General features: G+C 67.3%; 15 protein-coding genes. 6 read left to right on the top strand and 9 right to left on the bottom strand.

Going from position 1 to position 16788, the window contains the following annotated elements; all coding sequences use genetic code 11:
- Positions 1-75 precede the first annotated feature (75 nt).
- Entirely contained in the window at positions 76-270 is a 195-nt protein-coding gene (locus KF941_RS02250) for a hypothetical protein (protein WP_139293975.1), read from the top strand.
- Here KF941_RS02250 and KF941_RS02245 read toward each other — a convergent pair.
- Positions 251-775, bottom strand: a complete 525-nt coding sequence (locus tag KF941_RS02245; protein ID WP_139293976.1) for a hypothetical protein — start codon at positions 773-775, stop codon at positions 251-253. The genes KF941_RS02250 and KF941_RS02245 overlap by 20 nt on opposite strands.
- Positions 776-864: 89 nt before the next feature.
- On the opposite strand from KF941_RS02245, the gene KF941_RS02240 reads away from it, so the two are divergent.
- Positions 865-1443: a hypothetical protein gene (locus KF941_RS02240; RefSeq protein WP_214272437.1), complete on the top strand. Its 579-nt coding sequence runs from the start codon at positions 865-867 to the stop codon at positions 1441-1443.
- Position 1444: 1 nt separating this feature from the next.
- Here the strand turns inward: KF941_RS02240 and KF941_RS02235 are convergent, their stop codons facing one another.
- The gene (locus tag KF941_RS02235; protein ID WP_114535457.1) at positions 1445-2902 is read right to left on the bottom strand and encodes a 2-isopropylmalate synthase; all 1458 of its coding nucleotides are present in this window, start codon (positions 2900-2902) and stop codon (positions 1445-1447) included.
- 131 nt (positions 2903-3033) lie between these two features.
- On the opposite strand from KF941_RS02235, the gene KF941_RS02230 reads away from it, so the two are divergent.
- On the top strand, positions 3034-4704 hold the full coding sequence (locus tag KF941_RS02230) for an NAD+ synthase (RefSeq protein ID WP_036760127.1): 1671 nt from the start codon (positions 3034-3036) through the stop codon (positions 4702-4704).
- Between the two features lie 178 nt (positions 4705-4882).
- Here the strand turns inward: KF941_RS02230 and pncB are convergent, their stop codons facing one another.
- Positions 4883-6193 carry a nicotinate phosphoribosyltransferase gene (gene pncB / locus KF941_RS02225; protein WP_181180902.1) on the bottom strand — a complete coding sequence of 437 codons (1311 nt, stop codon included), beginning with the start codon at positions 6191-6193 and terminating at the stop codon, positions 4883-4885.
- Entirely contained in the window at positions 6190-6786 is a 597-nt protein-coding gene (pncA, locus tag KF941_RS02220; RefSeq protein WP_116222174.1) for a bifunctional nicotinamidase/pyrazinamidase, read from the bottom strand. The genes pncB and pncA overlap by 4 nt, the downstream gene beginning before the upstream one ends.
- A 100-nt stretch (positions 6787-6886) precedes the next feature.
- Between pncA and KF941_RS02215 the strand changes: the two genes are divergently transcribed.
- Together KF941_RS02215 and KF941_RS02210 are read left to right on the top strand one after the other, a co-directional pair.
- Positions 6887-7792 carry a rhodanese-related sulfurtransferase gene (locus KF941_RS02215; RefSeq protein WP_214273625.1) on the top strand — a complete coding sequence of 302 codons (906 nt, stop codon included), beginning with the start codon at positions 6887-6889 and terminating at the stop codon, positions 7790-7792.
- A 220-nt stretch (positions 7793-8012) separates the two neighbouring features.
- Positions 8013-8612 (top strand): porin family protein, encoded by a 600-nt coding sequence (locus KF941_RS02210; RefSeq protein ID WP_036760122.1) that lies wholly within the window; start codon positions 8013-8015, stop codon positions 8610-8612.
- A 60-nt stretch (positions 8613-8672) separates the two neighbouring features.
- Here KF941_RS02210 and KF941_RS02205 read toward each other — a convergent pair whose 3' ends face one another.
- The 4 genes from KF941_RS02205 to KF941_RS02190 form a co-directional block, all read right to left on the bottom strand.
- Positions 8673-10955: an NADP-dependent malic enzyme gene (locus tag KF941_RS02205; protein ID WP_214272436.1), complete on the bottom strand. Its 2283-nt coding sequence runs from the start codon at positions 10953-10955 to the stop codon at positions 8673-8675.
- Positions 10956-11040: 85 nt separating this feature from the next.
- Positions 11041-12417: an oligosaccharide flippase family protein gene (locus KF941_RS02200; protein ID WP_214272435.1), complete on the bottom strand. Its 1377-nt coding sequence runs from the start codon at positions 12415-12417 to the stop codon at positions 11041-11043.
- A complete protein-coding gene (locus KF941_RS02195) occupies positions 12417-13919 on the bottom strand; it encodes a Wzz/FepE/Etk N-terminal domain-containing protein (protein ID WP_240540193.1) in 1503 nt (500 codons plus the stop codon). Before KF941_RS02195 ends, KF941_RS02200 begins: the two co-directional genes overlap by 1 nt.
- A gap of 24 nt (positions 13920-13943) precedes the next feature.
- Complete coding sequence (locus tag KF941_RS02190; RefSeq protein WP_036760114.1) at positions 13944-14684, bottom strand: chromosome partitioning protein; 741 nt, start codon at positions 14682-14684, stop codon at positions 13944-13946.
- Between the two features lie 272 nt (positions 14685-14956).
- Between KF941_RS02190 and KF941_RS02185 the strand changes: the two genes are divergently transcribed.
- Positions 14957-15784 (top strand): glycosyltransferase, encoded by an 828-nt coding sequence (locus KF941_RS02185; RefSeq protein ID WP_214272434.1) that lies wholly within the window; start codon positions 14957-14959, stop codon positions 15782-15784.
- On the opposite strand, the gene KF941_RS02180 is transcribed toward KF941_RS02185, so the two are convergent.
- On the bottom strand, positions 15781-16551 hold the full coding sequence (locus KF941_RS02180) for a hypothetical protein (RefSeq protein ID WP_072462403.1): 771 nt from the start codon (positions 16549-16551) through the stop codon (positions 15781-15783). The genes KF941_RS02185 and KF941_RS02180 overlap by 4 nt on opposite strands.
- Between the last annotated feature and the right edge of the window lie 237 nt (positions 16552-16788).

The raw sequence follows: 16788 nt of genomic DNA, 5'->3' as shown, positions 1-16788 counted from the left end.
CGCAACGCCCGCACCATTAACCGAATCTTGGCAGTTTCTGTTGGAGTATCCCCGGCGACACGGGGGTTCTCTGGCATGAGCATGATCTATACGGAAGCGTATCGGACGGCGTTCGATGCTTATCTGCGCAAGGGCATTCCGATTCGGCTGACCCTGAAGCACAGGCTGGGCCGGCAGAGCAATACGTCTGGCGCAGCCGGAACGACGATCGGGTGCGGACGACCCGTCGCGCGAACGATGCCGGGTGTTTTCATGGAACGATCCGCCTGACACCGGCCATCCGGGCGAGGATTACAACTGCCGCTGCGAGGCCGTGCCCTATATGCCCGGCGAGACAGAGTTCGCGTCTCACGAGTTCACGTCCGGTTTCCCGCGCAGTTCCGTTCGGTAGGTAGACCTGGATTTCGTGTTCCACTACTGTTTTGGCGGCGGCCGCGCCGTGACCCTCGATGAGATCGGGCATTTGCGCGGGATTGTCGAGCAGTAGGCGTATCGCGATGGCGCAGAAGGTGCTTTTCGCAGACTTTCGGGGCAGATTGCTGATGCCGCCAGAAAGCAGGGAGCCGGACCAGTTGCTTACGATTTCCGGTTTACTTACGATTTTGGTAGTGTCGCGTTTTCCCATGGCGACGGGACCGTCAAAGGATTGTTCATAGGATGGGCCGAGGATTATGGCGATATCTTCCGTATTTCCGGCGACATCAGTTTCGAATTCACTGACGATTTCGTCGATCCGCTGGATATGAATTTCGAACCTGGGGGCACGCCCTATCACATCAGCGGAAGGTGGTGCACGACTTTCTCGGCAGAAGTGCTCAAGGACCGCAAGCGCAGCATTTACTTTGATCCCAAGGAATCGCGATAATGCTGCGCAAGTTTGGCCGCCACCTGCTTTTGCTTCCGGTCTTTCTTTTCCTGCTGTGGGCGCTGGTCGCCGGTGTGCAATGGGTCAGACACGCGCCCAAAAGCGTGACGTTGCCAAATGGAATGATGTTCAAGCTGGAATACTACTTTCCCGGAGCGCCTATCGCATTGTTCGCTACCGATGGCAGAAAGATTCTGGCGCGCGATATCGAGTTCGTTTGCTTCGATGATCGCTATGTCAGCATCACATCCTACAAACTCGGTGATTCCGGCATTTACGATGCCCAGACCAACGCCAAGGTTCGAGAGGAAGAACAGGACTCCGTGGAATATCTCCTGATGCACGCGCGCCGCAAAGCGTGCAACGGCTATTACACCGGCCTCCTTGGTGCCGTTTTTCTGCTCGATGGCCAGAAATACTCGTCGCTCCTGCCGCCCTGCGAATGGCGAAATCTCGACAATCCGGCGCTGAAGAACCGTGCCTGGTTCGACCGGCCCTGCGATGACAGATCATGGCGGGAGCCGCCCGCCTCATCCGACGCGAACAAGGCGAAGGCGGACGGCCGCCCCGAACCCTAGCCTATTCTGCCACGGCCGGCTCGGCCGGCACCGCCCCTTCGGGCGTCTCGGCGCCCTCGGGCACTGTCGCGCCCTCGGCGGGCACGGCCAGCCGGTTGTCTTCCCACTCGCCCGAGGCGACCTGGCCGGTGGCATAGCGCATCACGCCCGCGCCCTGGCGCTTGCCCATGACGAAATGGCCGGTATAGACGTCGCCGTTGGCATAGGTCGCCACCCCTTCGCCGTCGATCTCGCCCTGCTTCCAGCTGCCTTCGTAGCGGAAGCCGTCCGGCGCGATCAGCCGGCCCTTGCCGTGGCGCAGCCCGTCCACGAACGAGCCGTCATAGGTGGTGCCGTCGGGATAGGTCGCCTGCCCCTGCCCGTGCCGCTGCCCGTCGCGCCAGGCGCCGTTATAGACATAGCCGTCGGGATAGGTCATCCGGCCCTGCCCTTCGTTGCGGCCGCGCTTGAAGCCGCCCTCGTAGACCAGGCCGTTGGCGTATTTGGCGACGCCCTGCCCCTCGATCACGCCCGCGACCCATTCGCCGTCATAGCTGGCGCCGTCCGGGTAGGTGATCAGGCCGCGGCCATGCGGCAGGTCGGCCATCAGCGCACCCTCATAGACCGAGCCGTCGGGATAGGTGATGCGGCCCAGCCCCTCCATCCGCCCCTCGACCCAGTCGCCGGTATAGACATAGCCGTCGGTGCCGGTGAAGGTGCCGACGCCCCAGCGCTTGTCGGCGCGGAAATCGCCCTCGTAGCGGTCGCCGTTGGCATAGGTGGCGACGCCCTTGCCCTCGCGCTTGCCATTGGCAAAGCGCCCCTCGTAGCCGTCGCCCGAGGGCTGGGTCAGCTTGCCCTGCCCGGCCATCTGCCCCGCCGACCAGCCGCCCTCGTAGACCAGCCCGTCCGGCATGGTCAGCTTGCCCTGGCCGGAGCGCTGGTTCGCCCGCATCTCGCCTTCGTAGCTGGCGCCGTCGGGATAGGTGATCTTGCCGAAGCCTTCCTTGACGCCCTGCTTCCAGTCGCCCTCGTAGCGATAACCGTTGGGCTGGGTCAGCACGCCCTTGCCGTCATGCAGCGCGTTCAGGAAGCCGCCCTCGTAGACCGAGCCGTTGGCATAGCGCGCCACCCCCTGCCCGACGATCTGGCCGTCCTGCCAGTCGCCCTCGTAGCTGCCGCCGTCGGCATAGGTGATCTTGCCCTTGCCATGCGGCTTGCCGCCGGCGAAAGCGCCCTCGTAGACCGAGCCGTTGGGGAATTTCGCCACGCCCTGGCCCAGGATCTCGCCCTCGACCCAGTCGCCGGTATATTCATAGCCCGAGGGCAGCCTGTAGGTGCCGCGCCCGTGCTGCTTGCCGTTGCGGAAGGTGCCCTCGTAGACGCCGCCGTCGTCATATTGCTTGGTGATGACCGCCTGCGCGCCGGCCATGCCCGCGCCGGCCAGGATCACCGCGCAGGCGACAAGGGCTGCCTTCATGGGTGCTGCACTCCGCCTCGTTGCTGCTTTTGCCATCGGTTTATCGCAAGGGGCGCGCCGGCGCAAAGCCCGACTTTTCCTTTGCCGCGCCGTCGCCTATCAACGGGGGCAAGATCCGGTAAGGAAGCGCCATGACCGACACGTTCCGCATCACCCTTGGACAGCTGAACCCGACCGTGGGCGACCTGCCCGGCAATGCCGCCAAGGCGCGCGAGGCATGGGCCAGGGCGCGCGAGGCCGGCGCCAACCTGCTGGCCCTGCCCGAGATGTTCATCACCGGCTACCAGACCCAGGACCTGGTGCTGAAGCCCGGCTTCACGCAGGAAGCCATGGCGCATATCGTCGATCTGGCGCGGGATTGCGTCGACGGCCCCGCCATCGGCATCGGCGGCCCCTATGCCGAGGAGGACCGGCTCTACAACGCCTATTGGATCCTCAGGGGCGGCCGGGTGGCGGCGCGGGTGCTCAAGCACGAATTGCCGCACAAGCAGCTCTTCGACGAATGGCGGCTGTTCAACGTCGGCCCGATCTCGGGGCCCTACAGCCTGGACGGCCTGCGCATCGGCAGCCCGATCTGCGAGGACGCCTGGTGGCCCGAAGTGGCCGAAACCCTGGCCGAAACCGGGGCCGAGATGCTGCTGGTCCCGAACGGCAGCCCCTATCACCGCAACAAGCTGGACCTGCGCATGGGCCATATGGTCGCCCGCGTGGTCGAGACCGGGCTGCCGCTGATCTACCTGAACTCGGTCGGCGGGCAGGACGACCAGGTCTATGATGGTGGCAGCTTCGTGCTGAACCCCGGCGAGGACGGCGGCGCGGTCAAGGTCATGCAGCTGGCCCCCTTCGACGAAATGCTGGCCCATGTCGATTTCGCCCGCACGCCCGCCGGTTGGCGCGCGGTGCCCGGGCGCATGGACCACCAGCCCGACGAATGGGAACAGGATTATCGCGCCATGACGCTGGGCCTGAGCGACTACATGCGCAAGTCCGGTTTCCGCAAGGTGGTGCTGGGGCTGTCGGGCGGCATCGACTCGGCGCTGGTCGCCACCATCGCCGCCGACGCCATCGGCCCGGAAAACGTCCGCTGCGTCATGCTGCCCAGCGAATACACCTCGCAGGCCAGCCTGGACGATGCCGCCGATTGCGCGGCGCGGCTGGGCACGCGGCTGGACACGGTGCATATCGAGGGCGCCCGCGACGCGGTGGGCGACGCGCTGGCGCATCTGATGGCGGGCACCCAGCCCGACGCGACCGAGGAAAACATCCAGTCCCGCCTGCGCGGCGTGATGCTGATGGCGCTGTCGAACAAGTTCGGCGAGTTGCTGCTGACCACCGGCAACAAGTCCGAGGTCGCGGTGGGCTATGCCACGATCTATGGCGACATGGCCGGCGGCTACAACCCGATCAAGGATCTCTACAAGACCCGCGTCTTTCAGACCTGCCGCTGGCGCAATGAAAACCACCGCGACTGGATGCTGGGCCGCGCGGGCGAGGTGATCCCACCGCAGATCATCTCGAAGCCCCCCTCGGCCGAGCTGCGCCCGAACCAGAAGGACCAGGACAGCCTGCCGCCCTATGAGGTGCTGGACGCGATCCTGGAAGGGCTGGTCGAGAAGGACCTGGCGCTCAGGGATCTGGTCGCGCAGGGCTTCGAGCCCGAGACGGTCAAGAAGGTCGAGACCCTGCTTTATGGCAGCGAGTGGAAGCGCTACCAGGCCGCGCCGGGGCCGCGCATCTCGACCAAGGCCTTCTGGCTCGACCGCCGCTATCCGCTGGTGAACCGCTGGCGAGACCGGCTCTAGCGCGGCGCGACCGCCCTGCCCCAGCCGCCGAAACCGGGGGCTGGCGCCGCTGGCGCGCAATTAGCCGGGTCTTGCTGCAAGACGACGGTGACGACGGCGCGATCTCGTTCGACGGCATCCGGCGCCTCGGGCAAGGAATATGCGACGGCAGCGGCAAGGCACCGACCGAGCTGGCGGATCAGACCACCACCGCCATGCGCTGCTGCTGGCCGACGCCGAAGACGCGCTTGTAGCGCTCGATCTCGTCCTGCGGGCCGGTGGCCTTTTCGGGATTGTCGGACAGCTTGACGGTCGGGCGTCCCTCGGCCGCGACCGCCTTGCAGACCAGCGAGAACGGCGCCAGCCCGTCGCCCGGCACCAGCCCGCGGAAATCGTTGGTCAGAAGCGTGCCCCAGCCGAAGCTGATCTTGGCCCGGCCGTGGAAGCGTTGGAACAGATCCCGGATCTTGTCCACGTCCAGCCCGTCCGAAAAGATGATCAGCTTGTCGCGCGGATCCTCGCCGCGGTCCTGCCACCAGCGGATCGCGGTCTCGGCGCCCTCGGCCGGGTCGCCGCTGTCGACGCGGATGCCGGTCCAGCCGGCCAGCCAGTCCGGCGCATGGTCCAGGAACCCCTTGGTGCCATAGGTGTCGGGCAGGATGATGCGCAGCATCCCGTCATGTTCCTCGTGCCAGTCGGCCAGCACGCGATAGGGCGCCTGGCGCAATTCCGCGTCGCTGTCGGCCAGCGCGGCATAGACCATGGGCAGTTCATGGGCATTGGTGCCGATGGCCTCGATGTCGCGGCGCATGGCGATCAGGCAGTTCGAGGTGCCGATGAAGCGCTGGTCGCCCAGGCCCTCGACCATGGCCTGCACGCACCAGTCCTGCCACAGGAAGCTGTGCCGCCGCCGCGTGCCGAAATCGGCGATGCGCAGGTCGGGGCCGAGCTTGCGCAATTCCTCGATCTTTTCCCAAAGCCGGGCCATGGCGCGGGCATAAAGCACCTGCAATTCGAACCGGCCCATGTCCTTGAGGACGGCGCGGCTTCGCAGTTCCATGATGATCGCCAGGGCCGGGATCTCCCACAGCATGACCTCGGGCCAGCGGCCCTCGAAGATCAGCTCGTACTGGCCGTCGCGCTTTTCCAGGTGATAGGCCGGCAGGCGCAGGTTCTCCAGGAACTCCATGAAATCGGGGCGGAACATCTGCCGCTTGCCGTAGAAGGTATTGCCGCGCAGCCAGGTGCTTTCGCCCCGCGTCAGCGTCAGGCCGCGCACATGGTCCAGCTGCTCGCGCAGCTCGCCCTCGTCGATCAGCTCGGCCAGGCGGATGCGGCTGGTGCGGTTGATCAGGCTGAAGGTGACTTGCGTGTCGGGCCGGTTGCGGAACACCGACTGGCACATCAGCAGCTTGTAGAAATCGTCGTCGATCAGCGAGCGGACGATCGGGTCGATCTTCCACTTGTGGTTATAGACGCGGGTGGCGATGTCGACGGTCGGGATCATCATGCCAGCACCACCCCCGCCTTGCGCATGTCCTCGCGCGCCGCCTCGCGCGAGCCGTTCAGGTCGATGGCGCGGGTGGCATCCTCGATCACGGTGGCGCGAAAGCCCAGCTTGGCCGCGTCGATGGCCGACCAGGCGACGCAGAAGTCATGCGCCAGCCCGACGAAGGCCAGATCCTCCATGCCGCGGTCGCGCAGGTATCCGGCAAGGCCGGTGGGCGTGCGGTGGTCGTTCTCGTAGAAGGCGGAATAGCTGTCGATCTGCGGCCGGAACCCCTTGCGGATCACCAGGTCGGCGCAATCGGCGGCCAGCGCCGGGTGAAAGCCCGCGCCCTCGGTCCCGATCACGCAATGCGCGGGCCACAGCACCTGCGGGCCATAAGCCATGTCCACGACCGAAAAGGCCGCCGCGCCGGGATGGTTGTCGGCAAAGCTGGCATGGTCGTGGGGGTGCCAGTCCTGGGTCAGCACCACGGCGTCGAAATCGGCCATCAGGTCGTTGATCGGTGCCACGATCTCGTCCCCGCCGGCGACGGCCAGTCGGCCGCCGGGACAGAAATCCAGCTGCATGTCGATGACGATCAGGGCCTTTGCCATGGCGCCTCTCCTGTTATCCCAGGAAAATTGGTAGGCGCAGGCGGCGGGGGCGTCAATGCGGCAACTTGATTGCACCCCCGCGCGGCGCTATGGCCAGCCCATGCTGATCGTCGCCGCGCTTTACCATTTCACCCCCTTTCCCGACCCGCAGGCGCTGAAGCCGCCGCTGGCGAAATGCGCCTGCGCGAACGGGGTCAGGGGCACGCTGCTGCTGGCGGCCGAGGGGATCAACGGCACCATCGCCGGCACGCGCGAAGGCATCGACGCGGTGCTGGCCCATATCCGCGCCCTGCCCGGCTGCGCGGGCCTGGAATGGAAGGAAAGCACGGCCGAGGCCATGCCCTTCGGCCGCATGAAGGTGCGGCTGAAGCGCGAGATCGTCACCATGGGCCAGCCCGACGTGGACCCCACCGCCGCCGTCGGCCGCTATGTCGCGCCGCAGGACTGGAACGCGCTGATCAGCGCGCCGGACGTGGCGGTGATCGACACCCGCAACGACTACGAGGTCGAGATCGGCACCTTCGCCGGCGCCGTCGATCCGGGCACCCGCAGCTTTCGCGACTTTCCCGCCTGGTGGCGCGAGAATGCGCATCGCTTCCACAACAAGCGCATCGCCATGTTCTGCACCGGCGGCATCCGCTGCGAGAAATCCACCAATTTCCTGCTGGGCGAGGGCGTGCCCGAGGTGTTCCACCTGAAAGGCGGCATCCTGAAATACCTCGAGGAAGTGCCGGAACAGGACAGCCTGTGGCGCGGCGAGTGCTTCGTCTTCGACAAGCGGGTCAGCCTGGGCCACGGGCTGCGGCAGGGCCGCCACGAGCTTTGCCATGCCTGCCGCCGGCCGCTCGCGCCCGAGGATCGCGCCCGCCCGGAATACGAGCCCGGCGTCTGCTGCCACCGCTGCGCGGGCGAATATACCGAGGCCGACCGCGCCCGTTTCCGGGAACGCCAGCGCCAGGCCGAGCGCGGCGAGTGCTTTGGCGACACCGTCGAAACGGAAAGCTGAAAAAACATCGTTATCAGTGCGTTAGGGAATATCTCCGTTCCCGCATCACGCCCCATCACGCTGGCTTGAGCGCGAAGCCCCTGTATCGGCGGGCTTTTTTTCGCGCCCCGCATCCCTGCGGCTAACGGGCCGTCACTTGTCCGTGCCGCGACGCCGGCAAGCCTTCCAATCCGGGCGCCGGGTGGTAGGCAGGCGGTCCGAGTTAAATGGAGAACTCACCATGAAGAAAGTCGGATACGCAGCTTTGGTTTCGCTGGTCGCCGGTGGTGCCTATGCGGGTGGCTATGTCCCCCCCGTGGTCGAGCAGCCGGTCGCGGTGCCGCCGCCCGTGACGACCGTTTCGGACAGCGACTGGACGGGCTTCTATGCCGGTCTGCAATACGGCAAGGGCAGCGGCGATCTTGGCAATCGCGGCGCGCTGGCCGATTTCGGCGATTACGACGGCTATGGCCTGCATGCGGGCTATCAGCGCGACCTGGGCCGCTTCGTCCTGGGCGGCGAACTGGACTACAACAAGATCTCGCCCGACGAGAACTATGACGACGGCGACCTGACCCGGCTGCGGCTGCGCGCGGGCGCCGACATGGGCCGTTTCCTGCCCTATGTCACGCTGGGCGCGGCCAAGATCTCGGTCGACGATTTCTCGGAAACCGGGCTGACCTATGGCCTCGGCGCCGATTTCAAGGTCACCGAGCGCTTCACCGTCGGCGCGGAATACAGCCGCAGCGACTTCAAGGACGTGCTGGAAGACGAAACCGGCATCAGCGGCCGCGACCTGGACACCGACCTGGTGCAGCTGCGCGCCTCGTATCGGTTCTGATCCTGCCGCAAGAAGCAAGGCGCCCCCGCTTCGGGGGCGCCTTTCGTTTAGCCGGGCGGGTTATTTCACCTGCCCCAGCCGGCCCGCGGCGATGGCGGCCATGTTCAGGATGTCGTTCACCGTCGAGCCGGTCGAGCAGATCTGGATCGGCAGCGGCACGCCGGTCAGGATCGGGCCGATCACCGTCGCCCCCGCCATTTCCTGCAGCAGCTTGACCGAGATCGAGGCCGAGTGCCGCGCCGGCACCACCAGCACGTTGGCCGGCCCCTTGAGCCGCGAGAACGGGTATTTCGCCGCCTGCGACGGGTTCAGCGCCACGTCCACGGTCATCTCGCCCTCATATTCGAAATCGACGCGGCGCGCGTCCAGCACCTCGGTCGCATGGGCCATCTTCACCGCCCGCTCGCTGATCGGATAGCCGAAGTTGGAAAACGACAGGAAGGCCACCCGCGGCTCCAGCCCCAGCCCGCGCGCGACATGGGCGCCGCGGGTGGCGATGTCGGCCAGATCCTCGGCCTCGGGCCATTCATGGACCAGCGTGTCGCCCATCAGGATGACGCGGCCATTGTGCAGGACCGCGGTGATGCCCACGGCGCCGTCGGCCGGGGTCACGTCGAAAACCGTGCCGATCTGGGCCAGCACATGCGCGTTCTTGCGCGTGGCCCCCGTCACCAGACCGTCGCCATGGCCATGCGCCAGCATCAGCGAGGCAAAGACATGGCGGTCGCGATTGGCCAGCTTGACCGCATCCTCGCGGTCATAGCCCTTGCGCTGCAGGCGGGCATAGAGCGTCTCGTGATATTGCTCCAGGTGGCGGGAGTTGCCGGCATTGACCACGGCGACCTCGCGCGCGGCTTCGCCCAGGCCCGCCGCCTCCAGCTTTTCGCGCACGTCGCTTTCGCGCCCGACGACGATGGCCTGGCCCATGCCGCCGCGCTGCCAGGCCACGGCGGCGCGCAGCACGCGCAGGTCGTCCCCCTCGGCAAAGATCATCCGGGCCTGGGCCTGGCGGGCGCGGGCATGGATGCCTTGCAGGATGGCCGCGGTCGGGTCCATGCGCGCCTTGAGCGACTGGACATAGCCCTCCATGTCGATGATCGGGCGACGGGCGACGCCGGTATCCATCCCCGCGCGCGCCACCGCCGGCGGCACGACATGGATCAGCCGCGGGTCGAAGGGCGTCGGGATGATGTAGTCGCGGCCGAATTGCAGCTTGCGGCCGTAAGCCACAGCAACCTCGTCCGGCACGTCCTCGCGCGCCAGTTCCGCCAGCGCGCGGGCGCAGGCGATCTTCATCTCGTCATTGATGGCGCGGGCATGGATGTCCAGCGCGCCGCGGAACAGATAGGGAAAGCCCAGGACGTTGTTGACCTGGTTCGGATAGTCCGAGCGGCCGGTGGCGACGATGGCGTCGGGGCGGACGGCATGGGCCTCTTCCGGGGTGATCTCGGGGTCCGGGTTGGCCATGGCGAAGATGACCGGGTTCTCGGCCATGCCCCGCACCATCTCCTGCGTCACCGCGCCCTTGGCCGAGACGCCCAGGAACACGTCGGCGCCCTTCATCGCCTCTTCCAGCGTGCGGGCCTCGGTCACGACGGCATGGGCGGATTTCCACTGGTTCATGCCTTCGGTGCGACCCTGCCAGATCACGCCCTTGGTGTCGCACATGATGCAGTTCTCATGCCGCGCGCCCATGGATTTCAGCAGCTCCAGGCAGGCGATGCCGGCGGCGCCGGCGCCGTTCAGCACGATGCGCACATTCTCGATCCGCTTGCCCGACAGCTCCAGCGCGTTTATCAGCCCCGCCGCGCAGATCACCGCCGTACCGTGCTGGTCGTCATGGAAGACCGGAATGTCCATGACCTCTTTCAGCCGCTGCTCGATGATGAAGCATTCCGGCGCCTTGATGTCCTCGAGGTTGATGCCGCCGAAGGTCGGGCCCATCAGCCGCACCGCGTCGATGATCGCCTCGGGGTCTTCGGTGTCCAGCTCGATGTCGATGGCGTTCACGTCGGCAAAGCGCTTGAACAGCACCGCCTTGCCCTCCATCACCGGCTTCGAGGCCAGCGCGCCCAGGTTCCCCAGCCCCAGGATCGCCGTGCCGTTCGAGATGACCGCGACCATGTTGCCCTTGACGGTATAGTCATAGGCGGTCTCGGGCCGTTCGGCGATGGCCTCGACCGGGACCGCCACGCCGGGGGAATAGGCCAGCGACAGGTCGCGCTGCGTCGCCATCGGGGTCGAGGCCACGATGTCGTATTTGCCCGGACGGGGTTCCAGGTGATAGGCCAGAGCCTCTTCCCGCGTGATGCGGGACTTGCGCGGGGTGTTGTCGTCGCTCATCCGGTGCCTCCTCCTCGTGACGTTCCGGCAGCAATAGCGCCAGCCCAAGCGGAACCGGAAGGGGTAAAATGCCCGGCGGCGCGGCTCAGGGTATCATGGCGGCCAGCACCGCGTCGCGATGGCCGTTCAGCGCCGTCGCCGCCGCGACGATGGCAAGCGTGGCGGCGACCAGGTCGTGGCGCGGATCCCAGCAGCCATGCCGACGCGCCAGCCAGACCGTCGCCGGATAGCACAGCACCTGCGCCAGCGCCTGCCCGATCAGCAGCCCCGGCAGGCCGTAAAGCACCGCGCCCCCGGCGACCAGCGCGGAATAGATCGCCGCGCGGGTGGATTGCACGACGAAGAAGCCGCGCGAATCCCCCGCCGCCAGCGCCGCGGATTCATAGCTCAGCGGAATGACCTGCAGCATCTGGATGCAGGCGATGGCGACCAGGATGCCGCCCGCCGCGGCATAGCGCGGGTCATAGAGCAGCTCGACCAGCGGCGGCCCGGCCCAGGCCAGAATCACCGCCACGGCCAGCAGCAAGGCCGTCAGCCCGCCGCGGGTGCGGGCCAGGATGCGGGTGTTCTCGGCGCTTTCGGCCGGCGGGTGCTGGCGATACATCGGGATGAACAGCCGCCCGGCGATGGAGGATCCCAGCATGGCCGGCACCGTCGCCAGGAACAGGCCGATATTGTAGATGCCCAGCTGGTTCAGCGTCAGCACCCGGCCCAGGATGATCCGGTCGCCCTGGAACAGCAAGAAGCCGCAGATGGTGCTGAAAAAGATCCACTTGCCGAATTTCATCACCTCGGCGCGGGCCTCGGGCTCCATCCGCAGCCGGTTGCGGTGTCCGGGCAGGAACAGCCGGAACATCAGCAGCTGGACCAGGGCGCCCAGCACATTGCCCCAGACCAGCGCCCAGACCGATTGCAGGACCAGCGCCGCGGCGATGGTCAGCAGGATGCCGATCAACTGGTTGCCAAGCTCGATCACCGTCAGCCGGCCCAGTTGCAGGTGGCGCGCGGCGGTGTCGATCCGGGTGGGAAGGAAGCCGCCCACGATCATCGAGCAGGCCGCCGCCGGAAACACCCAGCCGAACAGCGGCGCGTCGTAGAACAGCGCCAGCGGCCAAGCCATGACCATGGCCGCGCCGAAGATCATGAAGCCGCGGATGATCTTGAGCGTCCAGATCGTGTCGAGGAAATCCGGCTCGTCCCCGCGCTTGCTTTGCATGATCGAGGGGCCGAATCCCATGTCGCTGAACATGGTCAGCCCGATCAGGAAGCTTGTCACCAGCGCCATCAGGCCGAAATCGTCGGGGCTGAGGATGCGGGTCAGGATCAGGTTCGAGCCGAGCCGCATGATCTGGCCCAGGCCGAAATTGGCCATGGACCATGCGCCGCTGCCCAGGGCCCGCGAGGCAAAGCTGCGACCCGGCGCGGCGGCGGCGGCCTCGCTTCCGCCCTCCTGCCCGCTCATCAGCCCATCCCGTCGGTCGGCATCGGCACGACGCCGGGCGAGGGCAGGCCGGGAACCTTGCCGATCATCCACAGGGCGACCAGCACGCCCAGCACCAGAACCACGACCATGTAGAGGTTGCGCAGCCGGCGCCGGCGCAGGTCGGCCGCCGTCTGGCGATAGGGCAGCGAGATCACCGGCCGGGTGCCGGTGGCGCGGGCGAATTGCTCGCTGCGCCGCAGCACCGGATTCAGCAGCTCCAGCGCAAAGGCCGCGACCAGCGCCAGCCCGACGCTGACCCCCGCCCCCATCACCGCGCTTTTCTTGCGGTTCGACATGGCGGGATATTCCGGCGGCAGGGCGCGCTCCAGCATCACGAAACGCTCGGTCTGGTCGTTTTCCATCAGCATCTGCTGGGTTTCGACCTGGGCCAGCTGGCGCGAGATCTCGTTGTAGCGGTCCTGCAGGCGGCGCTGCTGGCGGGTCATCGCCTCAAGCTCGCGGCTGACTTCGGGGGCGCGGGCGCGGGCGCGGCCGATCTCGGTGCGGCGCAGCGCGATCCCGGCCTTCTGCTCGTTCAGCTTGGTCAGCTGGGCCTGGATCAGCTCGGTCTGGCGGCGGATCACGTCGGGCCCGCCGCTGCCGGTGCCGCTGTTCAGCAGCTTCAGGTTCTCTTCCAGCCGCCGGATCTCGGGATGGTCGGGCGCCAGCGTCCGGCGCGCCTGCGCCAGTTCGATCTCGGCGGTGCGGATCTGCTGCACCAGCGAGGCCGGGGGCCGCATCTCGGCCGCAAGCCCCCCCGCCTCCAGCGACAGCCGTTCGCGCTGCAGGGTCATGATGTCGCGGTCCAGCGCCGTCTCGGTCTCGGTCAGCTGGGCAAGCTGGGTTTGCAGGAACTCCTGCGAGCTGGGCAGCGCATCCTCGTTGCGGGCGCTGAACTCGACCAGCTTGCGTTCCTGTTCGGAAAGCTGCTCGTTCAGGCGGCGTTCCTCGCTGCGCAGGTATTCCTGCGCCTCCAGGATGCGGGCCTGGCGATTCTCGCGGTCGCGGTTGACGACGCTGTTGGCGAAGTCGTTGGCGATGGCGGCCGCGGTCGCCGGCGTCTCGGCCTGGGCGGTGATGACGATGGCGGCCAGGGACATGCGGGAATCGACGGAAACGCCGGGGGCGGCGATGCTTTCGATCCGCGTCGAGCTGCGCAGCGCCACCAGCTTTTCCGACTCGCTCAGCGGGGTGTCGGCGAAAAGCCCCAGCCGCTCGATCACCTCGCGCAGGTTGGCGCGTGCCATCAGGCGCTGTTCGATCAGCTGCACCCGGCGCGAGGCGGGCAGCGAGCTGTCGGTGCCCTGGTCGATGGCGGCCGGCATGTCCAGCTGGATCACCGCCGACGCCTCATAGACGCGGGGCGAGGAAACGATCATGTAGAACGAGGTCAGCACGCCCAGGACCACGATCGTCAGCACCAGCGGCAGCCGCCGCCAGAGCATCGAGATCAGATCCTGCAAGGATTGAATCGGTCCCAAATCTTGAACCCTGTCTTTCGTTGTTCAGTCTTCCGACTTGTTCAGGACCACGCCCATCACCGGCGGCATGCCGACCAGCAGCCTTTCGCATTCCGCCATGTCCGAGGCGGTGCCGCTGCGCCCGTCGGCGACCAGCAGCAGCGCATCGGCCAGCGGCAGGGCGGCCAGCGCCGCATCCTCGCCCAAAAGGGCGGCGGTGTCGATGACCGCGATCCGGGCGGGGTGGCTGTCGTGCAGCTGCCGCATGGCCTGGGCCAGCGCCTCGTCCTGCAATAGCTCGGCCGCGTCCGGCTCGGCCCGGTCGGGGGCCAGGACCGACAGGTTCGGCGCCTCGTCCACGCGCGAGACCAGCGCGCCCAGGCCGCCGCCGCCCTCGCGCAACGCGGCCGAGACCGCCGTACAGCCCGGAATGCCCAGCTGGCCGGCCACGCTGGGCTTGCCCAGGTCCAGGTCGATCAGCGTCACCTGCGTATGCGGCTGGCGGGCCAGCGCCAGGGCCAGGTTCACCGCGACGAAAGTGCCGCCCGCGCCCGGCGTCACCGGCACCACGGCAAGCCTGCTCCAGCCGCGGCTGCGCATCTCGCGCAGGATGCGGGTGCGCAGCAGCGAGAAACGCTGCGCGCTGATCTTGGCATGTTTCGCGTCCATGGCGGCCAAGGCCGCCTCGCGCCGGATGAACTTGCTGGAGACATGGCCCTGCGCCGCATCGGGCGCAGCCTGTCCAACCGGCGTCCTGTCCGGGTCGTTCCCTGTCGCGGGCGTCAAACCTGTTGCCCCTCTGCCTCTGGTGAAACGGCGCCGCCCACGGGGGCGGCGGCCTGCCGGTGACTTTCCCGGCAGCGGCATGGTAGCGTCGGCGCCATGAACGCGACAACCCAAAACCGGCCCGATCCCGACAATGCCCCGCATTTCCCGGTGTCGCGGTGCCGTTTCCCCCCGTTCCGGCCGGCGACCGGCGCCGGCGCGCGATTCTCAGCCGCCGATTGCCCTGCCGCTCGATTCGGCAGCGGCCCATCCGAAGGCCCGGTGCCGGCCCGATGACGCCCTGCACCATCATCCTGCCCGCCCATGACGAGGCCGGCTATATCGACGCCTGCCTCGACCATGTGCTGGCGCAGGACCATGCCGGCCCGGTCGCGCTGGTCCTGGTCGCCAACGGCTGCCGCGACGACACCGCCGCCCGCGCCCGCGCCCATGCGCCGGCCTTTGCCGCGCGCGGCTGGCGGCTGCGGGTCGAGGAACTGGCGCAGGGCGGCAAGATCGGCGCGCTGAACCACGGCGACGCCTGCGCCGGGCCGGGCGTGCGGCTGTATCTGGACGCCGACATCCGCATGGGACCGCGGCTTCTGTCGGGGATCATGCGGGTGCTGGACGTGCCCCGGCCGCGCTATGCCGGCGGGCGGCTGGTGGTGGCGCCTGCCCGCAGCGCGGTGTCGCGCGCCTATGCCCGGTTCTGGCAGAAACTGCCCTTCGTGGCCCAGGGCGTCACCGGCGCCGGGCTTTTCGCGGTCAACGAGGCCGGGCGCGCGCGCTGGGGGGCCTTTCCGCAGGTCATCTCGGACGACACCTTCGCCCGGCTGCAATTCGCGCAGGACGAGCGTTTCCTGGTGGACGAGCCCTATGAATGGCCGCTGGTCGAGGGGTTCGGGCCGCTGGTCCGGGTCCGGCGTCGCCAGGACGCGGGCGTGGCCGAGATCGCCCGGCTGTTCCCCGACCTGCCCCCGCGACAGGGCCATGTCCGCCCCGGCAGGGCGGAACTCGCCCGCCTTGCCGCCGCCGATCCGCCGGGCTTTGCCGCCTATGCCGCCGTCGCACTGGCGGTGCGGCTGGGCCGCAACAGCCAGGAATGGGCGCGCGGCCGCTAGTCGGCGCCGAATTCCTGCACCACCTGCCAGGCAAGCTCCTGCAGCACGGCCGCCTGCTCCTGGGGCACCTGGGGATAGGGGCCGCCGCCGCCGGGGATCCGGTTGGTCAGCCCGACCGGGCTTTTGCCGGTCAGGGTCGCGTAATTGATCATGGCGATGTAATAGCACCCGCCCTTCTCGGTCGGGTGGATGTCGTCGAGGAAAAAGTCGCGGATCGAGGTCGCGCCGGGAACCTTGCCCGCTTCGGCGGCGTCATGCAGCCGCACCATGCCCAGCCCCACCGGGACCAGCCGCATCGGCTCGGCCCCCTCGGGCAGGTCGCGGTTCACATGGTCGGCGATCGCCTGCCACTGCGGCAGATCCGCCAGGATGCGGTCGCGCCAGGCCCTGGTCGAGCCCGGCTCGATGTAATCCCAGGTCTGGTAGAGATAGGGCTTGACCCTGGGGTTCGACTGCCGCGCCAGTTCGACCCATTTCGCGGCATAGCCAAGGCTGTCGTGGTATTCCATCGCCGGGGCCAGCGGCACGCGCTCGGTGATGACCAGCGCCTCGACGGCATGGCCGGGCAGCCATTTGCGCCCGTTCACCCCTTGCGCGTGATGCGCCTCCTTCCACTGCCATTCCAGCGGGGCGCCGTTGAGGATCTGCATTTCCACCGGCTCTTCCAGCAGGCCCTGCATCATGCCGGGCACCGTCGTGCCCATCAGGCTGTGGCCGATGTAGAAAGCCGAGACGCTTTCAATTAAAAATTGCAGGACACCCGCCATATCGACAACCCTCGATTGTGAAATGCTTTTGCCCAGCATCGCATCCCGGCATCGCGAATTCCACCCAATTCAACCGACAGTTGCCAATATAGCGCTGCGACAACCAATACGCCGCACGACCAGCAAAACTCTCGGGTTTCGCCCAATATGTTTACCCTAGGTAAAGGCGGTTCCGCCCGGCCGAGAACCTGCTGTAAAGCATTGTTTTCAAATGAACCTATACTTTTCGTCAGTGTC

This window comes from Paracoccus sp. pheM1 (genome assembly GCF_018499825.1).
Classification (GTDB): domain Bacteria; phylum Pseudomonadota; class Alphaproteobacteria; order Rhodobacterales; family Rhodobacteraceae; genus Paracoccus; species Paracoccus versutus.
This window is presented reverse-complemented; position numbering and strand designations above follow the sequence as displayed.

Excerpts from the sequence above, each read along its gene's own strand:
- KF941_RS02205 (WP_214272436.1), bottom strand. The coding sequence starts at position 10,955 with ATGAGCGACGACAACACCCCGCGCAAGTCCCGCATCACGCGGGAAGAG.
- KF941_RS02200 (WP_214272435.1), bottom strand. The coding sequence starts at position 12,417 with ATGAGCGGGCAGGAGGGCGGAAGCGAGGCCGCCGCCGCCGCGCCGGGT.
- KF941_RS02240 (WP_214272437.1), top strand. The coding sequence starts at position 865 with ATGCTGCGCAAGTTTGGCCGCCACCTGCTTTTGCTTCCGGTCTTTCTT.
- KF941_RS02250 (WP_139293975.1), top strand. The coding sequence starts at position 76 with ATGAGCATGATCTATACGGAAGCGTATCGGACGGCGTTCGATGCTTAT.
- KF941_RS02230 (WP_036760127.1), top strand. The coding sequence starts at position 3,034 with ATGACCGACACGTTCCGCATCACCCTTGGACAGCTGAACCCGACCGTG.
- KF941_RS02210 (WP_036760122.1), top strand. The coding sequence starts at position 8,013 with ATGAAGAAAGTCGGATACGCAGCTTTGGTTTCGCTGGTCGCCGGTGGT.
- KF941_RS02215 (WP_214273625.1), top strand. The coding sequence starts at position 6,887 with ATGCTGATCGTCGCCGCGCTTTACCATTTCACCCCCTTTCCCGACCCG.
- KF941_RS02185 (WP_214272434.1), top strand. The coding sequence starts at position 14,957 with ATGACGCCCTGCACCATCATCCTGCCCGCCCATGACGAGGCCGGCTAT.
- KF941_RS02180 (WP_072462403.1), bottom strand. The coding sequence starts at position 16,551 with ATGGCGGGTGTCCTGCAATTTTTAATTGAAAGCGTCTCGGCTTTCTAC.
- pncA (WP_116222174.1), bottom strand. The coding sequence starts at position 6,786 with ATGGCAAAGGCCCTGATCGTCATCGACATGCAGCTGGATTTCTGTCCC.
- KF941_RS02235 (WP_114535457.1), bottom strand. The coding sequence starts at position 2,902 with ATGAAGGCAGCCCTTGTCGCCTGCGCGGTGATCCTGGCCGGCGCGGGC.
- pncB (WP_181180902.1), bottom strand. The coding sequence starts at position 6,193 with ATGATGATCCCGACCGTCGACATCGCCACCCGCGTCTATAACCACAAG.